At 40.1% G+C, this 21,417-nt stretch carries 16 protein-coding genes; 4 read left to right on the forward strand and 12 right to left on the reverse strand.

Annotation, left to right across the window (positions count from 1 at the left end):
* Positions 1-90 precede the first annotated feature (90 nt).
* The 6 genes from BW964_RS03460 to BW964_RS03485 all read right to left on the reverse strand — a co-directional run bounded on the left by BW964_RS03460 (position 91) and on the right by BW964_RS03485 (position 9,295).
* The gene (locus BW964_RS03460) at positions 91-549 is read right to left on the reverse strand and encodes a hypothetical protein (protein ID WP_076504704.1); all 459 of its coding nucleotides are present in this window, start codon (positions 547-549) and stop codon (positions 91-93) included.
* Positions 546-3,605 carry a type 2 lanthipeptide synthetase LanM gene (gene lanM, locus BW964_RS03465; RefSeq protein ID WP_165789210.1) on the reverse strand — a complete coding sequence of 1,020 codons (3,060 nt, stop codon included), beginning with the start codon at positions 3,603-3,605 and terminating at the stop codon, positions 546-548. The genes BW964_RS03460 and lanM overlap by 4 nt, the downstream gene beginning before the upstream one ends.
* Positions 3,595-5,025, reverse strand: a complete 1,431-nt coding sequence (locus tag BW964_RS03470) for a radical SAM family RiPP maturation amino acid epimerase (RefSeq protein WP_076504707.1) — start codon at positions 5,023-5,025, stop codon at positions 3,595-3,597. The genes lanM and BW964_RS03470 overlap by 11 nt, the downstream gene beginning before the upstream one ends.
* A gap of 10 nt (positions 5,026-5,035) precedes the next feature.
* Positions 5,036-6,463: a SagB family peptide dehydrogenase gene (locus BW964_RS03475; protein WP_076504709.1), complete on the reverse strand. Its 1,428-nt coding sequence runs from the start codon at positions 6,461-6,463 to the stop codon at positions 5,036-5,038.
* A gap of 20 nt (positions 6,464-6,483) precedes the next feature.
* On the reverse strand, positions 6,484-8,724 hold the full coding sequence (locus BW964_RS03480; RefSeq protein WP_076504711.1) for a TOMM precursor leader peptide-binding protein: 2,241 nt from the start codon (positions 8,722-8,724) through the stop codon (positions 6,484-6,486).
* A gap of 217 nt (positions 8,725-8,941) precedes the next feature.
* A complete protein-coding gene (locus BW964_RS03485; protein WP_073335637.1) occupies positions 8,942-9,295 on the reverse strand; it encodes a hypothetical protein in 354 nt (117 codons plus the stop codon).
* Positions 9,296-9,914: 619 nt separating this feature from the next.
* Here BW964_RS03485 and BW964_RS03490 point away from each other — a divergent pair.
* The 3 genes from BW964_RS03490 (at position 9,915) to BW964_RS03500 (ending at position 13,164) form a co-directional block, all read left to right on the forward strand.
* The gene (locus BW964_RS03490; protein ID WP_076504713.1) at positions 9,915-11,375 is read left to right on the forward strand and encodes a serine hydrolase; all 1,461 of its coding nucleotides are present in this window, start codon (positions 9,915-9,917) and stop codon (positions 11,373-11,375) included.
* A gap of 1,042 nt (positions 11,376-12,417) precedes the next feature.
* Positions 12,418-12,936 (forward strand): hypothetical protein, encoded by a 519-nt coding sequence (locus tag BW964_RS03495; protein ID WP_123912016.1) that lies wholly within the window; start codon positions 12,418-12,420, stop codon positions 12,934-12,936.
* A gap of 33 nt (positions 12,937-12,969) precedes the next feature.
* Positions 12,970-13,164, forward strand: a complete 195-nt coding sequence (locus tag BW964_RS03500) for a hypothetical protein (protein ID WP_076504717.1) — start codon at positions 12,970-12,972, stop codon at positions 13,162-13,164.
* On the opposite strand, the gene BW964_RS03505 is transcribed toward BW964_RS03500, so the two are convergent.
* From BW964_RS03505 to BW964_RS03515, 3 genes are read right to left on the reverse strand one after another with little or no spacing between them, the layout of a single operon-like run.
* On the reverse strand, positions 13,141-13,365 hold the full coding sequence (locus tag BW964_RS03505) for a hypothetical protein (RefSeq protein WP_076504719.1): 225 nt from the start codon (positions 13,363-13,365) through the stop codon (positions 13,141-13,143). The two genes, BW964_RS03500 and BW964_RS03505, sit on opposite strands and share 24 nt — an antisense overlap.
* A gap of 46 nt (positions 13,366-13,411) precedes the next feature.
* The gene (locus tag BW964_RS03510; protein WP_076504721.1) at positions 13,412-13,765 is read right to left on the reverse strand and encodes a hypothetical protein; all 354 of its coding nucleotides are present in this window, start codon (positions 13,763-13,765) and stop codon (positions 13,412-13,414) included.
* Positions 13,762-14,688 carry an IS1595 family transposase gene (locus tag BW964_RS03515; protein ID WP_076504723.1) on the reverse strand — a complete coding sequence of 309 codons (927 nt, stop codon included), beginning with the start codon at positions 14,686-14,688 and terminating at the stop codon, positions 13,762-13,764. Before BW964_RS03515 ends, BW964_RS03510 begins: the two co-directional genes overlap by 4 nt.
* 163 nt (positions 14,689-14,851) lie before the next feature.
* Between BW964_RS03515 and BW964_RS03520 the strand changes: the two genes are divergently transcribed.
* Positions 14,852-15,694, forward strand: coding sequence for a retropepsin-like aspartic protease (locus BW964_RS03520; RefSeq protein ID WP_165789211.1), 843 nt, complete (start codon positions 14,852-14,854; stop codon positions 15,692-15,694).
* Positions 15,695-15,926: 232 nt separating this feature from the next.
* Here the strand turns inward: BW964_RS03520 and BW964_RS03525 are convergent, their stop codons facing one another.
* The 3 genes from BW964_RS03525 to BW964_RS03535 all read right to left on the reverse strand — a co-directional run bounded on the left by BW964_RS03525 (position 15,927) and on the right by BW964_RS03535 (position 20,777).
* Positions 15,927-16,445 (reverse strand): DUF2911 domain-containing protein, encoded by a 519-nt coding sequence (locus BW964_RS03525; protein ID WP_076504727.1) that lies wholly within the window; start codon positions 16,443-16,445, stop codon positions 15,927-15,929.
* A 35-nt stretch (positions 16,446-16,480) separates the two neighbouring features.
* A complete protein-coding gene (locus tag BW964_RS03530) occupies positions 16,481-18,172 on the reverse strand; it encodes a sodium:solute symporter family protein (RefSeq protein ID WP_076504728.1) in 1,692 nt (563 codons plus the stop codon).
* Between the two features lie 100 nt (positions 18,173-18,272).
* Positions 18,273-20,777 (reverse strand): PIG-L family deacetylase, encoded by a 2,505-nt coding sequence (locus tag BW964_RS03535; RefSeq protein ID WP_076504730.1) that lies wholly within the window; start codon positions 20,775-20,777, stop codon positions 18,273-18,275.
* Positions 20,778-21,417: the final 640 nt, after the last annotated feature.

A 21,417-nucleotide genomic window follows, 5' to 3' on the forward strand; every position in this document is an offset into this window, starting at 1 on the left:
GATTGAGGCCAGCACTTCTGAGGCCTTTTCCCTTGGACTCCAAATCCTGCAAAAAGGCTTTGGATGGAATAACGATTTTAACTGCCATAACTATTGATTTTTGGGTCTGGTATCCCTGATTGTGATTACGGTATTTTTTCCTTTTAGTTCCTGCGGATCGAGCTGTATAATACCCATGGGATGCTTAGGCATATACGCCGGCATGGGAATATAAAAGGCCCAGGTAAAAGTAAGCCCGACCGGGCCGCTTAGCTGATCTTCGCTAAGGAGATGCGTGACACAGAAATGTCCTCCCATATTGCCTTTCTGCGGCTGCATAACATGAAGCAGTTGCTTTTCTGCAGATACAATGCCACATTCCAGCTCAAGGTTATAGCTGATGTCCCATGTAATAATCGCTTCGTTCTGTTTACCGAGCTCATACTGGTGTTTTTCAACAGAGCAAGCGGGCAGGTTAAAGGGGAAATAGTCGGCTGGCCAACGGAAATAAGCATCCCAGTAAGGGTCCAGGCGAACAATAGATTGTGTTTCAGTAGGTATGTCTATCATTTGGTTATAGATTTTTTGAAAGAATTTAAACGACGGAAGGAGCCAAACTTCCCGATTTGGTCTAACCTTAAAAATAAATGGCATAATGCTCCTGTTCCATGAATAACGGACAACAGGTGTATATCGGAAGCCCAGCTATCAGCAAACCATTCGCCTGTTTGCTCTTTTCTGGAGACAATCTCTGCCGCAAAATGTTTTGCCTGGACAAGGTATTGTCCGTCACCCGTAATATCAGACAGGTTTAAGGCCAATTCAGCATAATCGATCAGTTGTTGTGTTGTTAACTGCCGGGTATCCCGTGACAGAAATGCTTGATAAACATCAGCACTGTTTTGATCATACCTGTACTCTAAAGCTGTAAATAAAGTCCCCATGTCCGGGTCCTGTTCGAATGAAAAATTACCGGATTGTCCTTCCATAATCTGGTTGAGGTAGTCGTACCCTGGCTTTAAGGAAGGCAGTACCTCCAGCGGTCTTGCATATTCAGGGAAAACACTTTTGGATTCAAAAGAATGCCGGGTAAGTTCTGCGAGTTCCCAGGCCGGTTTAAGCCCGTGAAGACTAAACAGCAAACCCGAATATCCACTGATGAAATCAGGGGAAGTATACTTCCGGAGTTGCTCCAGAGGAATTGCATTGACGTAAAGTTGTAAAGCGCTCATGGCTTCAGCAGATTGCAAATGCCGGGCGGCATATTCCAGAGCGATGATCTGGGAGCCGATGCCTGCATAAGCGCCAAGTAATAGAGGTTTGTCTGTAGTACCCCATACCAGGTCCAGATGAATGAAGTTGGCAATAGAATTTTTTACTACAGATAAGGTGGAGGCCAGACTGCCTGATGCATATGTTTTATAATCTTCGAGGCCATATGCCCGGTAGAGATCGGTAAACATCATGCTCAGACCACAGGTACCCGATAAAAGGTCAGGCTTCAGTACCTCCAGCATATAAGTACCAATATGTGACTGGTAATCCAGGCCTATCCAAGCCATATCACCCTGAGGGCTTTTTATAGCTTGATTCATAATCAGGGAGGCACAAGCCTTTGCCTGCGCGGCCCAGTCCGGAATTGGCACCTGCCCGACTGTTTCTTTATAGCCGCCTGTCGGCGCTGCATGATCCCCGCAATAGAAGGTGCTGGCAACAATTTGCTGATTTTTTTTGATGTCGAACGAATCGATCGAGCGTAAACGGCCGATCATCAGGTCCAGGGCGCTATGGTCAAAATAATTAAATACAGCAGTATCCACCACCAGTTGTATACTGCCACCTGTGGCCGTAAAAAGCGGGATGTCCAGATGGTGCATCGACGCAATCTCATTGGCGAGGAGGGTTGCTTTTTCGCGGTTCAGTTTATTGTTTTCCCATACTTCTTTGAACAGGGAGAATAATGATTTATCCCTGATGATACCCCCGACCAGGTTTTGCGAATGCGTAGAAATTTTGATAATACGCATGTAAGTCCAGGTATCGCGGTGAATATACCGCAGGAGAGCGTCCGAGAATTTATAGAGACAGCTGTTTTCAGCCAGCAGCTTATCTTTTAAGCATACCAAAGCATGATTCATATCCGCATACCCTTGCTGAAAATCCTCCATATAATCCGAGGATAGGGCAAATATACCCTTGACACTCGGCAGGTAATCCGTTTTTTCCCAGGTAATATACCCCGCATCCGATTTATTGATCCCTATACTGATGTTGTTATCGGCGGCCAGCGAAAGCTTGAAAGGAGAAGAAAAGGGTTTGATGGCAGCCAGAGTACCCAGGTCTTCGGCTTTTACACCCATGCCTATCGGCGTAGGGAAAGAAATGATGCCAATTTTGATGACGGACTCTTCCACTTCCTGTAATGCCTTTTGCTCTGATGGTAACAGGTCTTTGCCTGTTTCTTTTATATGCTGGATCACCATTTCCAGGTCGACAAACACGGGTTGATCTCCGTGTGCCACCAGGTTGTCCAGCCAGAAATCCCGGGCACCGCACAACTGGAACAAACGGGTTAGCATACCCATCCGCCGGAAAAAAGCCGGGAACTCCGAAGTGTCGTTACATTCCTTATGGGTGATAAACTCCTCCCATGTATAGTCGCCCATCACCGTTATCCGGCGCGTAGCCAGATTCAGGGGTAATACAGTATTCAACTCTGTGATTAGTCCAAAAAAATCATTGGCGATTTGCAAATTCTTGGGTTTGTAAACCAACTTCCTGCCGCCTGAAAAAGTAAGTAATGCAACCGATCTTCCGTTGCAATGTACATCACCCGCATCTCCTGAGTAATCGACAAGCAGTCCGAGGTTATCCGTATTGAAGAAGGTTTTGGCGATCATCTCCCTGTCGTGCGACAAACGTTCTAAAAACTCGGTGATACTATCGGCCCAATTCGTGTAGGCAACGGCTAGTAACCGGCCAAGAACGGGGTAATGTTCGATACGTTGCAGCCAAGCCTCAAAGCTTGCCAGGTCTTTTGTTTTATCGCCAGCGGCAAATGAAGGAATAATACTGTTGAGATAAATCTCGTTATCCAATACCGAAACAGAAAGCGTAACCAGCCTGCGACCAATAGCCTGCACCATCTGTGCGCCGGAATGGTAAGTGATCCCTAAATCCAGCCTGTCCGATTCGGCAATAACATGTGCTTCCGCCATTTTAACGAAAGGAAGCAATATACTTTCTACAGAGTTGCCCTGTTTATTTCCGGGGTGAGACAGGGTGGTACAAAAATCGGATAGGTTCTGAAATACTTTTTTTAACGCTCTGGCCCAGTCCGGCAACAAATCTGGATCGTCAACGATCACCTCGGACTGAACTGCACTTAAAAATGTAGTTTTATTCCAACCCATAAACTCCAGAAATGCATCTAACTTGGCCACATCGCCATAACCTACTATATCTGCCCACTCCTGCGCTATGGCAGGGGTGGAACCTTGTATCTTTTCCAAACCAGTAAAGGCCTTATCTGCCATCAATTCATCAATAGAGCAGGCCGTTGCAATAACCCGGTGTAAGCGTGTTGTTATTGCTGCCGGGGGTGATATTATTTCGTTAACATCCATAAAAGAAGCCTTTTTTATAAAGTTCATTAATTAATAAGTCCGATACTTGCGGTGGTATTGAAAAATAGGTCGCCGCGTGCTGCCGGATATCGGCAAGTCTGGCCGGAGCTTTGGCGATATGCTTTACCAGATGGTACAAAGATGGATTGTCCGTTTCTTCTATAATTTCCTTCTGATTAAAACGTCCTTTTATTTCGATACGATCCGGCAACACATTTACATCCAACCAGGAATGGAAGCGGAGGATGTCGTTGTCCTGCAGCTTCTCTTTAAAATATTGTGTGCTCCATGACTGCAGGATCATTTCCAGTGCGGCAGCATTTTCATAGATTGCCTCGGCAAATATGATATAGCCCAAAGGCCATTCATTTGATGCCGTTGTGGGGCTTATCAGTTGTACCTTCCTGCTTACCGCGTTAATAAGGAAGCCGGTTACACAACAAATGCTGCCATTGGCATATTCTTCCGATCCGGCGTAGTCGGGATTAGAACGATGCCAGGGCGCTTTGCGTAGCTTATTGTCTTGCTGGGATAATATTTCAGGGCGTTCTAATGCTTTCTTTCTGAAATTACCGGCATTGCCGTAAGCAAAGCTGGTATTCATATTAAGGGCCAGACATTCCACTTCAGCGAGCTCTTCGGCGCTAAATGCTTTATGTACTTTACTCATAATGCCCAGAGAGGTCAGGGAAAACCGGTTGAGCCAGCAGCCATGATCGGCGGAAAGCCTGATAAAACGACGTATGCGTTCTGTATCTTTATGAGCTACTGCCGTAGTGGTAGGCGGGAAAACCCCGCATGCTTCATAAACATCAAGACAGAATTTTTCATAATCAGGGTTGTCAAAAGGTTCGGTGGCCCAGTAAAGAAATGTGGATTTCATGGCGTCACCAAGGAAAGAATGCATGGTATCGAGCAGCTTGAGCCACTCTTCGCGGTTGTCGTCGTAATTGTAGTTTTCTTTAAAGCTATCCGGCGACAGGGCACAAAACCAACATCCTACGGAGCATCCCTGCGTTAACTCAATCGTCATGGAAGAGTGAATATTCGTATCGGTAAAGAAAGGCCCTAGATCGAATCGCTGACGCGCGATCTGCCGGTTCCTCCAGGCAAGCATACCACGATCCATAGGCAGGTTTTCAGACAGGTAAAATGACTGAATGAGATCCTGCTTGCTCTTTGATATCTCCCACATGGTTTGTACCGGTTGCGGCAACTCTGTTATCTGATCATCGATCATGTATTTTATCTCATCAGGCCTCACCGGTATGCCATGCTTTTCCAGGGTCTCTGTTGTATTGTTGATCAGGTCTTGTTTGAAATCGGGATCGGCCGACCAGCGCTCAAAAAATCTCTTCAAACCTGCATAACGATGCAGATTATCGTGATAGCTGTTTCTATAACTCAGGCTCTTTTGCATGTTTTTTTATTTATGATTGGTTTCCTAAAATAAATTCTCCAACAGAACTCTCCTGCAGGACTGTTTTTTTCGTAAGCCTGCAGAGCGTCTCAATATTACCGTTGCCTATCGCGCAGGCGCCCAGACCGAGGTCGGTAGCGACGAGGTACAGGGTCTGGAAAATCACACCGACATTTTTCAGAATAGCAGCGTAAGCCATATTTTCATACTTCCAGAACATCCGTTCGAAATCGGCGGCGAAGGTAATAACGGCGGGAGGTAATTTCTCACTGCCGGTACAGGCTCTGGCATACCACATCATAGTATCGGTATCCCTGTTTTTACGATGCAGGAGGCATAACTTATGCTCAAACGCATTGTATTGATAAAATCCGGGTTCGAGCCCTTCACATTCGTAAATGGTTATGTAAAAGATAAGCTCGTACATACTTCCTCCCGAAGGGTAAGGCGCGCTTAATGTTTCTATTTCCGCGGTATCACCTGCTGCGTTGGCTACCGGGTACGGGCGGCTCCCCTTGATGCGCAGGCACCGATACAACAGAATGCTCAGCAACCTGAGATCGAGCCCGTTAAAGGCCCGGGTAGAATGTCTTTGTTCTATACAATGATCCAGTGAATGCGATAAATGCATTTCTTCCGGACCCGGTACGGACAGGTAAACTTCCGCGAGTGCATCTGCTTCTCCCCTGCTTGCCTTCTTGGGAAGAATACGGTTGATAAATCTATAAGTCGCTCCCAGATTGTAATTGTGTCTTCCGTAACGGGTGCGAGTGTGAAACAGCAGGTCGTGAAAACTCCATAATTCTTCTTGGGACGGCTTGTTGACAACAGGCTCAAATTCTAGGAAGTCACCGGTATGCAACAGGGTAATAAAAGCCTCAAGGGTAGATGCACTGATGTGCTGCTCCCGGCTTAATGCCCCCGTTGTGGTAAAAGTGGATAGTAACGAAGTAAGCCCCAGGATCCGCTGGTCATAGATAAGAATCCTGGCCTGGCCAAGCGCTGATTCCAATAGAAAACTTGATCCTTCGCGGCGGATAAAGGCAAACTTTGAAAGCCGGAACCGCCGGGAGATCTGATCTATGCAAAAAACGGCGGTGCCAGTCATCTGTTCGTAACTGCAAAAAACAGAATTATCCTCCATCAGTGTGTAAGCCACGTAACCAGCTTTTTCCAGTCTGCCGAGGTGCAGGTTAAAATGGTTTAATCCGTTATAGCCCTCTTGTTCAAAAGCAATGCTGCCCAGTTCTGTTTTTGTATATTTATTATTTTCCAGGAGCTTTAACGCAGTATGGGTAGAAGGACGGAGATTTTCAATCATGAAAAAATTTCCCTGATTACTAAATAGCAGACTATCTTGTCCTTTTACCTCGACCCGGGTGTCCTGTTTCAGTGAGAGCTTAAGCTCCATCGACTTCTTTGCTGTGTTATGTTCCATGGCATCTGGATAATGGTTGATTAAATAAAAATGGAAATCGGGTTCAGTTCCGACTCGTTTAAAGGGGCCTGAAGCCAGCCCATTTTTACAGGCACATCGTATATACGGCCATCGGCATACCTTGCCCAGAAGTGACGTAAGCCCGGCACAACCACCTTTACCACGTGCAAGCCAATGTCAGGCCTGGTTTGATCAAGGATGTGCATATCGAGTCCCATCTTTTTTACAATCTTGACACAATAGTCAAGGTCATTTTTAATATCTGTAAACCGGGGAACATCAAAACTATCCGCAGTGCTTTTCGGGCGTCGCGTATCGGGTAACAGGTAAGGCTGGTTTTCCAGGTTGGCCGTTTGCCACCAATGGACGGTTTCCGGGTCGTCATATCTGTATTGGCCTGGTGGCAGACTTTCGTCCATAGAGGGCATCATTTGGTTCAGTTCGGTCAGCGCCCGTCGCAATGCTATGCTTGGATCGAGGTGCGCAGCAGGGGCAAATACAATGTCCTGGCAATTGGTACGGTCGTTGCGGGCAGAAATGGCAATAAACGCAGGAATACCGCTGTCGCCGGTGAGGTCTAACACCCACATATCCCGGTTTCTGCTTTTGTGATAAGCCTTAAGTTTAATTGCGTAGTCATCGTTAAAGCTTTCCAGGTCAAGTTCAGGCATATTCAGCCTGTTGTACCACCATATCGCTACACTATCCCTTTCTATAAGTTCCATGAAGCCTTGCAGTACTGCTTCTTCGAGTGTATTTCCTGCAGCACATCCGTTGGAATCCGGTGCGCAGAAGAAATGTTCTCCGCCGTTATCCGGATGGCTGTAATAGCAATAGGCGGCAGGCAGGTAGACCACTTCATTTCTTGTAACGGACCATAGCGGGCTCCATTCGATAAGAGCATTTTCATCCAGAGGCAGGGGCACAATATTAAAGAAACTTTCGCGGGCATTCCACAACTCCATATCTGCTATTTGCTTTTTACTGAACAGCATACAGTCATTGGGATGGATGGCCTTATCGCCAAGGGCTTTAAAACTGGTGAGCTGGCGTGGCTCGTCTCCCCTGTAAACGCCTGAGTACCGTTCAATGGCTTCGCCGATTGCACTGACTTTGGCCTGAATCTCCGTAACACCTTTGCCGCAACTGTTGCTTCGCAGGTTTTTTCGTAACGATTGCAGGTTATTGGTCTTGATCGCCATATTCTGACCGGAAATGAATACATGTTGCAGTACGTCATCTCCGTTTGTAATCCGTTCCAGTTTATTGACAATACCGGTTATCGGGCTGATGAGGTGTTTAAAACGGTTGTAGGTTTCTTCAGCGGTTACGGACCGATGACCGCCGTCGATAAAGCTTTTCGGGCTGGATTGGAATTGAATGTTTCCGGGTATCCTGTCTGTATCGGGTGTTCCGCATATCCTACATTGCGGTCTCCGCACCACTACGTGTTTATTGGTTTCGAATGTTCCGTAATGAATCGTCACCATTTTATTTTCCAATTGCTCGTTATGTCCCAGCACGATAAATTTCAAAAGCTCAGTTAATGCGTTGCTGAGGCTTGTATCGATCGTTGAAGGTAAGCTGCTGGCTGCAACGAGAGGGGTATTAATTTTACCGGTTTCTTTCAGGTAGACTTCAACATCACGGTTGGCTATAAGACGTTGTACCAAACAGTCAAAACATGCAGTCTTGCCGGGTATGAATATGGGGCCAAGCCAGATTTCTATTCCATTAGGTTTACAAATCAGAAAAGGAATGTTTTGATGCCATAAATCTCTGGCCTTTTCCAAAACACCATCCTGAAGGTAATCGTCTGTTAAGATTACCGCAAGGTTTTCTGCTTCCCCGACAACAGAAAGTCCTCCGGCATTCATCTGCCGGATAAAATTGCTGCTTTCGGCAGTACCATAAGTATAGATTCGGACGCGGGCCCGTTCCTTATTCCTTTGTACCACAGCTTCTTCCACACCGAGAGAACTCCAAAATGCAGATTCGGAAACGCTTAGTTTATTCTTGGTTTCAAAAATATATTTTTTCTCTTTCAGCAGGGATAGCACATACAAAACCTGCGGTGCATCAACCACACCATCGAGATGCTGAATAATGTCGTCCACACTTTTGACACCGTCCATGTACTTCGCTACGTGGATAAGGGACTTTCCGGTCAGTAATTGCTGGCCGAATTCCGAACTGAGAATAAGTTTGTCGTCTTCTACAACTATCGGGTGTATATGATCTTTAAATTTCGGGATATGCATGTTGATCTCTTTTATAAGGATAAACGATTTTTCGGGAAATGGAGGGGGAAACTACAATAGCATTGGGCCTGTCAGAAATCCTGTCCATTCACTAGGGATTAATCCGCTATAACGGGAACCGAGTAACCCGGTTCCCGCTATACCGGACCTTTTGGAATAAGCTTATCTAAACCGGCTCATTGATTTTTGAACGGAATGATGTTTATTCCAAAATGTATTAGCTGCAAGAATTTGTAGATGCGCTCGATACGCAACTTACACAAGACGGTACAGTAACACAGGTACTTGATGTACTTTGGCAGCTGGCAGCCGCCGCTGTTGCAAGGGATTCATCTTTAATTTCCTCGTTAACCTGTGGTAAAAGCAGGTAAACATCTGTACTGGTGCTGTTAGGGATTTCCGAGTTGGCCGGAGCGCCTACGATAACGTGGATATTCATCCCCTCTGGGATTTGCATACCTGCGTCAGAAAGCACTTTGTTCGGGTTGTTTACATACTCATGTGCAAAATCAGGGTTTGCCTGGGCCTTTGCTGTCACTTCGCTGATGACTCTTACTGCTTGGTTTTCCATTGTTTTAATTTTTTAGTTAATAAATTTGTGATTGTGAAATTCCACGGATTAAAGGTACCTCGAATAGGGAGGCAGAGATTATGTAGAAATACGGGTTTTCTCCAATGGGTATTTATACTGTAAATATCACTTGATCAGGATTTATTGTATTTATTCAAAGGACTTTTCCTTACCTTATGGCTCATCAGGGAACATTTACAAATCTGGAAAACGTAAAAGGAAGCGTTCATTGCAGGCGGTTTTCTTCCAGCTATGTGAACAATACTTTCTATAACAATTTGATTTTAAATCGAGAATCAAAACAGATTAATATCCCTCACTCGATATATCATTCTGTCTCTTAAAAAAAGAGATAAGCGACATCCGACTGAAACATTCCAATCAGTGAAATTCATTTTTCATATTTGTGTTTTGCTATTTTTTTGATGAAGTTTTTGAAAATACTTGATTCACTTCTAAAGAAAGGTCATTGGTTTTATAAAACTTTTGAAAAATCTCTAGTATACCAAGTCTGCAAATAAAAAAATGTAATCATCTGTTATCAAATAAACGCCTTTTCATTCATATATTTGCCCCTTAAAAACTTCATTAATAACCTTATCAATAAACTCAACTACACATGATTTTTTCACAAAAGTCTTTAATCACCATTTTACTACTATTCTGTAGCATCCCGGTTTTAGCACAGAAAGACAGCATTGATTTATTTATCAATAATCAGATGCAGAAACGTAAAATTCCAGGATTAGAATTAGCCATTGTAAGACACGGCAAAATTGTAAAAACAGGCTATTACGGATTGGCCAATATTCAGGATTCCATTCCCGTAACCCATAAGTCTGTTTTTACAATCAATTCCATTACCAAAGCCTTTGTAGGCGTTGCCGTTATACAACTGATGGAAGAAGGAAAACTAAAACTGAATGCGCCGATCTCCGAATATCTCAGTGAAATTCCTGAAAGCTGGAAAACGGCAACCGTTCTGCAACTTTTGTCCCACACTTCAGGGATTCCTGATGTGGTAGATGAGGAAGAATCCGTTATGATCGCTGATAATTTTAATCTGTCCTGGAAAAAAGTACTTGCTATGCCCAATGATTTCAAACCGGGCGAAGAGTTCAGATATAATCAAACCAATTATTATCTTCTTGGTCAGATCATCAATAAATCGAGTGGAATGAGCTTTCAGGAATTTATCACCAAAAAGCAGCTTCAAAAAGCAGGGATGGAAAAGACCATTCAATCCGGTTTTGGAGCAGTTAAAGAAATAGTTCCCCATGCGGCTAACAGCTATCAATTTTCAAAAGGTAAGCTTAACAATATGTTTTTCTCATTTCCTCCTGAATTACAAACTGCAGCCGGGATGAGCTCAACTGCAAATGAAATGGCAAAATGGGTCATCGCCTTACAGAATATGGAATTTTTCAAGCAAAAATCGAGCTTGGAAGCACTATGGAAACCTGCTTTGCTGAATAACGGAAAAACAGCAGGATTCAGCAGGCTGCTTAATGGTTATGCGGCAGGCTGGCCAGTAATTGACAGAACTGAACATCCTGCCGCTGCTCCTGTGGGAGGTGGACGCTCAGCTGTATTTGTTTATCCGAAAGATGCTCTATCCATTATTATATTGACCAATTTATCCGGTGGAAGTCCTGATGTATTTATTGATGAACTGGCAGGATTATTTATTCCGGATATGAAGGAAGCCAATGGTTTTGGAATGTCACCTTCCGGGAAGTCGATGAAATTAATCTTGGATAAAACCGGGTATAAAAACGCAATCGAAACAGCTAACAAACTAAAATTAAAAAATAAGGATTTCACATTAACAGAAGATGAAGTTAACAATTGGGGCTATAAACTGATTGGACAGAAAAGGCTGAAAGATGCTTTGGAGTTGTTCAAACTGAATGTTTCTCTATACCCTTCCAGTGGCAATGCTTTTGACAGCTTGGGCGAAACCTACGCTGAACTGGAAGAAAACGAACTTGCCATTAAGAATTATGAAAAAGCTTTTCAACTGAATCCTCAGAACAAGAATGCAGAACAGCAGATCATAAGATTGAAATCAAAACAATAGATTTAAATTCAGGCACTAACATACAATGTTACACCGATTTTAATTAAAAAAGACAGCACTTTGCTGTCTTTTATTTTTCATTTATATAACTTTTTGAATGTGAATCTATACTATTATAACAAGAAACAGATAAAATACCTAAAGTTAAAGTGTGTTAAATAGTTTTGTAGTTTGAAAAAAATTCGTATCTTTGCAAAACGAATACCCTTAACTGAAAGTAGCTTTCAGAAGGGTGAATATTGTTTAACTTTTAAAACCCAGAAATAATATGAAATAGTTATCAAATTAAATCCAGTCAACCAAAAGGTTATACTACCAATATAACACTATAGGTTTTTAGTATACATTACAGAGGATTAGGCGTTCTGTAGTGTATTTTTTTGTTTGCCTAAACTCAAATATATATTTTATGATTCAAGACATCATCGAGTTCTTAGCAGAACATTATCAAACATTAGTTACTTTACTTGCCTCAGATGAGGCTAAATCCTTAAAAAATCTATTAAGTATTCTAAGAAGTATCCACTACTTCAATAAGAACAAAGATAAAAAGGATAAGAAAGAATAACTTTCAAAAGACCTAATAAGTTACCGCTTGTTAGGTCTTCTTGTTTTGCAAATATACGAACTATGTTATTATCTGGCAACAACAACAACAACTTTAACTAGTAGTTCTTGTCTATCATTCTCTGTTAGTTTATCTATAACCATCATCTACACCTTTATCCATAGTATTATCATTAACATCATCGTCACTATTATCTTTAGCTTTATCTCTATGATAAGCAACATCTTTTTTCTATATTTGTGACCTAAACATATCGACAAAACAAAGCGTTTGCTTTTTATACTACCTTACAGGAATCTGGTAAATTCAAAAATTAGGAGTAGATAAATAAGCGAAATGCTCATGCCATAGGCGTGGGCTTTCCTGTTTATTTCCTAATGGCTTACCAGAGCCTCTGTAAGAATGAATGGGCAAAGTCCCACGCTTTCTTATTTTAACAATCACTGTTGGGACTAGGTGAACTAAAATCATATTATGAAAAAAGTTATCTTTTCCGTATTCATGTTATTCGGAGTTTTTTGTTTCTCCCAAACAGCAACCAAAAAGTACAATTCATTTTATAACCGTTACGAATATTTTGATTCAAACGGAAATATGACTGGCTATGAAAAGTACAATAGCTTCTCAAAACAGTATGAGTATTATTCTACCAATAATTCTCAATCTCCGCAAACTCGACAACCTACACAGTATCGTGCGCCTCAACAATTAAATATAGTTAATATCGGAGATAGTATGAATATTCTTCAAAATAGATATAACAATAATGTTCAACAGGTTCAAAGTACGATAAACAATATTGAAAGTCAAATCAAAAATTTAGACATTTCAGATTCTCAAAAGACGAAAATTCAAAATAATTTTTCTGAGCTACTTGTCAAAAACGTATTTGAAAAAAATTGGAACTACAATTCTGTAAGTGAAGTTAATAGAATTATTAATTGGATGTATGAAACAGCTAATATAATTATCAAAAATGTGACCTCTGAATAAGTTTAATTCCTATATTTGGGAAAAATATTATTTATGGATAAAAAAGAAATGGATGAACTTTTAAGGTTGATTTCTGCGGTTCTGAATCAAAATCAGGCAATCAATGAAGAGGTAAAGAAATTACTTCTAACAAGACCAATGCATAGCTCTCATTTAGCAGAGTTGACAAGATTACTTAAAGAAAACGAAAATATACTTTCACTTTTAAGAGATAGAATCCCTACTTAGAAATGAATTTCTAAAGTAATCAAAATCTTCATCAAGAAGTTTAACTTTATCAATATCTGAAATATCAGTGTTAACAGTTGAATTTCTTATTAAATGAAGTTCAATTGTTTGGACAACATATTTTGCAGTGGCAAAATCGGCTCCTTGCAATTCTTCTAATAGAAGATTTATTGCTTTCTCTACTTTTTGTTTTTTAGTCATAACACAAATTTAAATTGTTAAATAATAAAGCCCCTTAATCGGGGCTTTAATTTGGTTGTATTTTAATCAATTCAGTAAGTAGCTTTTCAAATTCTACATCTGCTATTGATTCTTTGTCTTTCTTTATTTTTTTATTGAACTTTTTAAATTCTGTGTAGTCTTTAGAAAGTTCAAGTAACACGCATACTCTTATCGTCCGTAATAAAATAGACTCATTTTCAAGATAATCTAAAGGTTCCATCTTGCTTAAATCCCGTCCATTTTTATTTAGCTCTTGTAATATATCGCTGTCTTTGATAGTATCAAGTACATGCGTTTTAAAGAATTCATTTATAAGACTGTTATCTTTAAATTTCTTGCTGTATTGCTTCTTGTATTCTTGAAATACTCTTTCTTTCATGTTTTCGCAGTTAACGATTGCCAAGTTAATCTTTTTTGTTGAGTTTTTTCTAAGTACATTTCAAATCTTCTGTCTGTCCGCAATTCTTTAGTATTATACCTGAATGTCATTTCATCAAGATATAACTGTAAATGCTTCTTACTTGTCTTGTAATAAACTCCTATTATTGAACGCTTCAAATGTGACCAAAAACATTCAATTGCATTTGTAGTTGTCCCTTCATCTGCATATTGCTTTTTACCGTGGTCAACATATGTATGAGTGTGGAAATAGTTTCCTATGTTTTTGTAAGCGTGCCATTCATCTGTCATTATATGAGAGTCTTTCTTGATATGCTCATATAACAATGGTTGAATTGTTTTCGCTTTTGTATCTGAAACTACTATTGCTTTAACCCATCCTGTTGATTCTTCTATTGCTCCGAATACAGGTACTTTATCTTTGAAAGAACGTCCTTGTGAATTCTTTACCTTTTTATCAGCATGACGGTTTTTGTTTTTACCGCCTACAAATGTTTCATCGCATTGTACGATGCCTTCAAACTCTTTCTGGAATGATTCATGCTCCGTTGCATATCTTAATCTTTGCAGGATAAACCATGCTGTTTTCTGAGTTACATCTAAATCCTTTGCAAGTTGATAGCTACTAATACCTCGCTTATGAGAAGTATAAAGATAGATAGCAATAAACCAATTTTGTAATGAGATTTTAGAGCCTTCAAAAATAGTATTTGTTCTTGCGTTAAAATATTTGCCTGTATTTTTACATTTGTATCTATTATCCTTACATACATAAACTTTTGATGTAGCATCAAAAGGGCTCACAACTCCATTTTTCCAACGAAGTTGTGTAAGATAATCAATACATGACTGCTCATCAGGGAAAGCCCTAATAAGGTCTAAAATACTATTAAATTTGAGCATTGATATTTATTGTAAGAGTTATAAATATACGAAAAATTTACGATATACGCAAGTTTAAATGCATTAAAACGAAATATTTAACAAAATAAATTATCAATTTTAACATTTAGTGTAAAGTTGTATGTTAGTGCCTAAATTCAAAATGATATCAACTCAATCAGTTATGAAAAAAACAATATTCAGAACAGTTATCTTATTAATAAGCTTACTATATTCTTTAAAAATAAATGCACAAATTCCATTTGAAATCAATAGCAACGGACACATCATTATCAAGGCCAAAATAAATGATGTGGAGGGAAAATTCATTCTTGATACAGGATCTGGCCTCAATGCCATTTTTAAGAGATTTTCCAATAAAATTACCAATGAAAAGACTCATAATTTCTTTGTGGGCCATCGGGCAACCGGTGAAGAACTCAATGTAGATCTTTATAATGCGAAAAGCTTAGAAATCAATAATAAAAATTTCAACAATCAGCAATACACCATTGTAGACCTGGAATTTGGAGATATTGACGGGATGATCTCACTACAGCCCTTCAGGAATACCCCTGTTACCATTGACTATATCCACAAGACAATTCTTTTCGATAAACCCGTAAAAAATGAAAAAAGCATTGATATTCAGATTGCAGATTATGCGGGGAAAGCCATCGATATTTTTACGTACGTAGAGTTGAATGATAATTTAAAAATTCAGACATTACTGGACAGCGGTGCCGGAAAAAATTCATTTTGGTTCAGTTCAAAGCTGATGGAACCATTGGCGCTGAACAAGGCAGATTTCAAAACAGTTCCTATTAAAAGTGATTTCAATAAGGAAAACAATTATTATATCGGTCAACTGTCAAAAATACATACAGCCAATAAACTACGCAGAATAGAAAATTTAGATGCTGCCTTTGTGGACGGATTGATCTATGAAGGGAAAACAAGCATAGATTGGCTGGGTAAAGTTTTAACCATCGACATTGCCAAAAAGAAAATATTCATTGCAGAATAAATAAAGGTGATTATTTTTTCACAATAAAGAATGCAGCAGGAAAGCGGTTCATCCGGCTTAGACCGACCCAATTATCTATAAAAATACTTGAAGATACGCTACTTCTCACCAATTCAGGAGGCAATTATCTGATAGTTGTCTCTTTTTTTAATACCAATAAATACCTATTTATCAGAAATTTAAACATAAAAAAATCCCGCATTGACGGGATTTTAATTTCTTATATTTAGATTTATTTGATCTCTACCGGAACTGAGATTTTATCCCAATCCATGGTGAATCCATTACTATTTACTTTATATACTAAAGCTTCCTGTGTTGCCGGTAAAGCTTTTGTTTTTACATCCACACGCAAAGCATCTTTAGCTTGCTCGTATTTATAAGCGCCCCATTGTTTTGGTTCTTTGTTAAAAATCGCAGTCCAGGTTCCGCTTTGTTTAGGGATTAAGAAAAAGCTGTATTTCCCTGCAGGCAGTTTTTTACCCTGAACAGTAATATCTTTATCCGTTTCGAAAGTCGTTGCTTCATTGGCACCTGCACGCCAAACTTTATCATAAGCTTCTAAGCCACCCCAGATGGTACGCCCTTTTACAGAAGGACTGCTATAGGCTATCGTAATGGTTGCGTCTTTAATTTTTCCCGTTGCAGTAGCCGCGGGGCTCGCAGGTTTTTTAGTATCCTGTGCAAAGGCATTCATGGAGATTGTCATTGTCGCAACAAGGACGGCAGCAGATTTAATGATGGTTCTCATATTATTTTTATTTATTTGTTTTTGTTATTGTTCGTTTACGAATTTACTGCTTTCTGCTTATAAAACAGCAAACCGATTGCAGAAAATATAATGACTGCCGCTGCCCCAATGACATTGAGCCAAAGGAAAGAAACGATATCGAATTGATAAACGGCAATCACCGCAATTTCTGATAATATGGCAGCAATAAATACATTCGAACCTGTGATTTTTTTATAGTAAAAGGCGACCAGAAAAATCCCCAATATCGGGCCGTAGAAAAGAGAACCTAATACATTCACCGCTTCAATAAGGGAACCCATCTGAGTGGCAAACATAGCAACGCCAATTGAGAAAATCCCCCAGGCTAAAGTGTGCAGGCGACTGTACTTCAATTCGGTGGCATCATCAGGAATTTCTTTTTTAAATATCAAATGAACATCTTTTAATGAGCAGGCGGCAAGGGAATTCAGCGCTGCCGAAATTGAACCCCAGCTGGCCAGAAAAATGACGGCAAATAGTAAACCGATCATCCCTACAGGCAAGGTGTTTTTTACGAAATACAGGAAAATGTAATTGGTATCCGTTTTCTCGGCATTATAGTTTGAATTGTTAATCGCTTCCTCTACCCTGCCGTGAAGCTCTTTTACCTGAGTTTGTGTACTTTTAAAATCCTGAATTGTTTTTGTGAGCTGGGGAGATTGAGTTTCTTTCATTTGCAGAATTTCTTTCGATTCTGCATTAAATTTTGCTTGTAAATCCTGATGTTCTTTTTCAAAAACCGCAGCCTGTTCAGGTTGTGTTTCCTTTAAATGTTGATAAGAGCGTTCGTTAAAATAAATCGGAGCCGGTTTTAAAGAAAAGAAAGCGAAAAGCAAAGCACCGATGAGGAGAATAGCAAACTGCATCGGAATTTTAACCAATCCGTTCAACAGCAAGCCCATTTTCGCATTGGTATTGTCTTTCGCCGTAATATACCTCCCGACCTGGCTCTGGTCCGTCCCAAAGTAAGAAAGGGCCAGAAAAAAACCGCCAATCAGTCCGCTCCAGATATTGTATTTATCTTTCCAGTCGAATTCTGTGGTGATGACATTGAGCTTTCCGGATTTCCCTGCAAGATACAGCGCATCCTTAAAACCAATTCCGTTCGGCATATTCTGAATAAGCAGATACCCTGCAAAAGCCATGGTTCCCAGAATAATCAGAAACTGTAGTTTTTGGGTGTGAGCGATCGCTTTTGCCCCGCCCACATAGGTATAAATCAACAGAATACCCCCTGTTAAGACATTGGTTAAATAAATATTCCAGTTTAAAACGCTTGATAAGATGATACTCGGAGCATAAATACTGATTCCTGTTGATAAACCTCTGGAAAAAAGGAAAAGCAGTGAAGTAAGTACCCTTGTTTTTTTATCAAAACGGTTTTCCAGATATTCATAAGCCGTGTAAACATTTAAGCGCTGAAAAATCGGGATGAACGTGATACAGATCACAATCATCGCCAAAGGCAAACCAAAGTAATACTGCACGAAACGCATGCCGTCTGTATACGCCTGGCCCGGTGCCGAAAGAAAAGTAATGGCACTGGCCTGCGTAGCCATAATCCCTATCAACACAATGTACCAGGGCATTTTATTATCTGCTTTCAGGTAAGATTCGTTGCTTTTCTGGCCACGACCGATGAATACGCCGTAAACCACCACTGCAACCAGTGTACAAATGAGAACGGTCCAATCTATATTACTCATGCCCAGGATTTAGTAAACCAATAATAAAATACGATCTGCAATACTAATGCAGCTGCTAATAATACGTACCAGGTATTCCAATTTTTAAGTTGATTGTTCATTAGTTTTTCTGTGCGGATAAAAAGTTAAAAAATAAACGTGCCGCGCCAACATTTCCCGCAGGCAACTGTCTGAAAAAGGCCAACGGTGTGTAGATAAAATTACCCTTCCCGTATTTTGCATATAAAGTTGATCCCTGAAGTGGTTCTTCCTCTGTGTCGTGCATTTCAAAAAGCGGTTCATACGCAGCATCCCATTGAGCTGGGAAATAGGCACCCCGTTCCTGTACCCAGCCTTTAAAATCATCCGCCGTAATTTTGTTTGGAAAGTTCAGTAATTTATGATTGGGATTTAAAAACGTAACCGCAGCATTTTCTTCGGTAACCCGCTTATTGGTAATACTGAAATTGTACATCCCCAATTGGTCTACGGTTGTATCCTGGTTGGTGTTATACTGCATCACCAGATTACCTCCGGCTTTTACATAAGACCATAAAAAAGGCATCCAGCGACCTAATTTTTTCTCTGTATTATTGGCACGCACACCCAATACGATCGCATCATATTGTGATAGCTTGTTTTGATTGCCGTTTCCGCCAGATTCATCTAATTTGCCATAAAAATCTTCATCTTTCAAAACATCTACCTGAACCCCTGCAATGCGAAGGAACTCAGGAATGAAATCGCCCGCTCCTTCTATGTACCCCACTTTTTTAACCTTCGCCTGAATATCGCCTTTCATTACGGTTACCGTGGCAGGTGCAAAATATTGTAAGGAAGGTAAATGCGGATACTGAATTAATACTTGTTTTTTATTGTAAGTGACTCCATCTGCAACAAAATTGGCTTCCAATGGTAAGCGGGATGAATGTATTGCGGCAAGCTTGGTTTTTGGAATAACATACTCGATGGTGGTCTCTTTTCCATTAAGCGAACTTATATTAGTTCCACCTAATCGTTCTCCGTTGTACGTCAGATTGAGATGACCGTTATTGTACGGTCTGTTAGAATTAACCTTAACATTTAAACTCAAATGTAAATCTTCATTTTCTTTGACTAAATAAAGGGGTTGTGTAAATTTCAGTTCCAATGCAGGAACAATACGTAAGGCTTCGACCACATCACCGCGCACCGGGTCTAACTTCTTAAAAGATAAAGGAAGTTTAACCTGAAAATTTTCTGAACCTATTCTTAAACTCAGCAAAACATTCAGTGGTGACTCTGCCTCTGGCAAACCGATTAAAGTATCATTCGGGACAGAGAAAGTTGCTGCGTTGGTGGGAGATTTTGCCAGCCAGTAAGGTTCTGTGAGGGCTGCATCTGCAGGAATCTGCAGGTCATGCTGAATGGTAATTAAAGAATCTTTTGATAGTTTCCTACTGAAGCTTTCTGATTGACTTAACCATTTTACATTGTCTAAAACGACAGGATTTGCAGCTCTTGAAATCAAATTTAACCTGAAATTATAATGATCTCCTGCAACCGCTTCAGCCTGATTGGTCACTACCTCGCCCATAAAGCCTGCACAGCTTAAAATGATGTTGTCAAGAGATTTAAGTTTATCCTTTTTCAGGTCTGCCTTTTTTAGCGCCATAACTTTTTTTCGCAAGGCAAGCAAAGCAGGTAAGCTGAGATCTGGCTCATTGAAATTAAAAGCTGAAATAATTTGATCTAATGATTGGTCAATATCAGTGTTTCCCTTTTCAGTCCAGGTCTTAACGACTCCGTCAAAAAGTGTTGCTTTTGCAGGTTCGCCAGTAACGTGAGCAAAATATTCAGTTCTGATGCCGGCTACAGACTGTGTTCCTGCTCCCTGGCTTTTATGTAAACTTCTGCTTAATCCTGCCAATTCACCATACCCCATTCCCAATTGTGCATCATATTGCCCAACGGTAACTTTCAGTTGATTTTCAGCAGTCGTATTGACCCCACCAAATCGGAAAGTATTCCACAATACGCGTTTCGGCTGCCATGCATTCACATATTTTAGTTGATTGGGGAAAGCCGATTTTTCGCCTGCCAGCTTAAAAGCTTTTTCTGCAACCACAGCCGAAGCCGCATGTTGTCCGTGGCCTGCCGCAGCAGTTGGAGGAAAACGACAAATGATCACATCCGGACGGAATGTACGGATGACCCAAACGACATCCGCTATAATGCTATTTTCATCCCATTGTTTAAAGGTATCGGTCGTATTTTTAGAGAACCCGAAATCAATCGCCCGGGTAAAAAACTGCTGGGCGCCGTCTAACTTTCTGGCCTCTAAAAGCTCATGCGTTCTGATTAAACCCAATGCAGCCCCCTGCTCTGTGCCTAATAAATTCTGACCACCATCACCTCTGGTTAAAGACAAATAGCCCGTTTCTACATTTTGATCGTTGATTAACCAGGAAAGCAATCCTGTATTTTCATCATCAGGATGAGCGGCCAGGTATAAAACTTTAGGAATATGTTTAAGAGTTTTAAGTTCGCGGTAAATTTCAGATGATTTTGAAGGCCGAACCTGCTGGGCCGAACAAAAAACCGTATAAAAGCCAAGAATAAAGACAGTGCTTACTTTTTTGAACATTTGAATTTGCTTTGCAGGGCAAATATAAGTAAATCATCTTTCTTTCAAACTTAAAAGATTCGGACTGTGAATTTCACAAAAAAACTGTTTAATTTTTATTAAACCACAAAAGGCACAAAAGATTTTAGATACTTAAGCTATTTAAGTTATAGATTTTGTGTATAAGAAGGACACTAAAGTTTTTTGAAAATTAAAGATTTTCATTTTTTGTGAACTTCATTGTGCGGTATTTCTTTAAACTTTTTACTAAACCACAAAAGACACAAAAGATTTTTAAACACTTAAGATATTTTAAGTTATATACTTTATGTATAAGAAGGACACTAAAGTTTTTTGAAAATCAAAGATTTTCATCTTTTGTGAACTTAATAGCGCATTATTTCCTTAAACTTTCTAAAGGTTACTAAAGGGTTTAAAAACTAAAACTTTTCTGACTTTTGTGGTTAAGTTTAAACTTTTTACTAAACCACAAAAGGCACCAAAGATTTTTAGACACTTTAGTTATTTTAAGTCATATACTTTGTATGTAAGAAGGACACTAAAGTTTTTTGAAAATCAAAGATTTTCATCTTATATGAACTTCATTGTTCGGTATTTCCTTAAACTTTCTAAAGGGTAGTTAAGTGTTAAAAATAAACAA

Source organism: Chryseobacterium shigense, from assembly GCF_900156575.1.
Classification (GTDB): Bacteria; Bacteroidota; Bacteroidia; order Flavobacteriales; family Weeksellaceae; genus Chryseobacterium; species Chryseobacterium shigense.

Bases quoted from the DNA above. Each gene is read 5' to 3' on its own strand.
- BW964_RS03460 (WP_076504704.1), bottom strand. From the start codon at position 549: ATGATAGACATACCTACTGAAACACAATCTATTGTTCGCCTGGACCCT.
- lanM (WP_165789210.1), bottom strand. From the start codon at position 3,605: ATGGATGTTAACGAAATAATATCACCCCCGGCAGCAATAACAACACGC.
- BW964_RS03470 (WP_076504707.1), bottom strand. From the start codon at position 5,025: ATGCAAAAGAGCCTGAGTTATAGAAACAGCTATCACGATAATCTGCAT.
- BW964_RS03475 (WP_076504709.1), bottom strand. From the start codon at position 6,463: ATGGAACATAACACAGCAAAGAAGTCGATGGAGCTTAAGCTCTCACTG.
- BW964_RS03480 (WP_076504711.1), bottom strand. From the start codon at position 8,724: ATGCATATCCCGAAATTTAAAGATCATATACACCCGATAGTTGTAGAA.
- BW964_RS03485 (WP_073335637.1), bottom strand. From the start codon at position 9,295: ATGGAAAACCAAGCAGTAAGAGTCATCAGCGAAGTGACAGCAAAGGCC.
- BW964_RS03490 (WP_076504713.1), top strand. From the start codon at position 9,915: ATGATTTTTTCACAAAAGTCTTTAATCACCATTTTACTACTATTCTGT.
- BW964_RS03495 (WP_123912016.1), top strand. From the start codon at position 12,418: ATGAAAAAAGTTATCTTTTCCGTATTCATGTTATTCGGAGTTTTTTGT.
- BW964_RS03500 (WP_076504717.1), top strand. From the start codon at position 12,970: ATGGATAAAAAAGAAATGGATGAACTTTTAAGGTTGATTTCTGCGGTT.
- BW964_RS03505 (WP_076504719.1), bottom strand. From the start codon at position 13,365: ATGACTAAAAAACAAAAAGTAGAGAAAGCAATAAATCTTCTATTAGAA.
- BW964_RS03510 (WP_076504721.1), bottom strand. From the start codon at position 13,765: ATGAAAGAAAGAGTATTTCAAGAATACAAGAAGCAATACAGCAAGAAA.
- BW964_RS03515 (WP_076504723.1), bottom strand. From the start codon at position 14,688: ATGCTCAAATTTAATAGTATTTTAGACCTTATTAGGGCTTTCCCTGAT.
- BW964_RS03520 (WP_165789211.1), top strand. From the start codon at position 14,852: ATGAAAAAAACAATATTCAGAACAGTTATCTTATTAATAAGCTTACTA.
- BW964_RS03525 (WP_076504727.1), bottom strand. From the start codon at position 16,445: ATGAGAACCATCATTAAATCTGCTGCCGTCCTTGTTGCGACAATGACA.
- BW964_RS03530 (WP_076504728.1), bottom strand. From the start codon at position 18,172: ATGAGTAATATAGATTGGACCGTTCTCATTTGTACACTGGTTGCAGTG.
- BW964_RS03535 (WP_076504730.1), bottom strand. From the start codon at position 20,777: ATGTTCAAAAAAGTAAGCACTGTCTTTATTCTTGGCTTTTATACGGTT.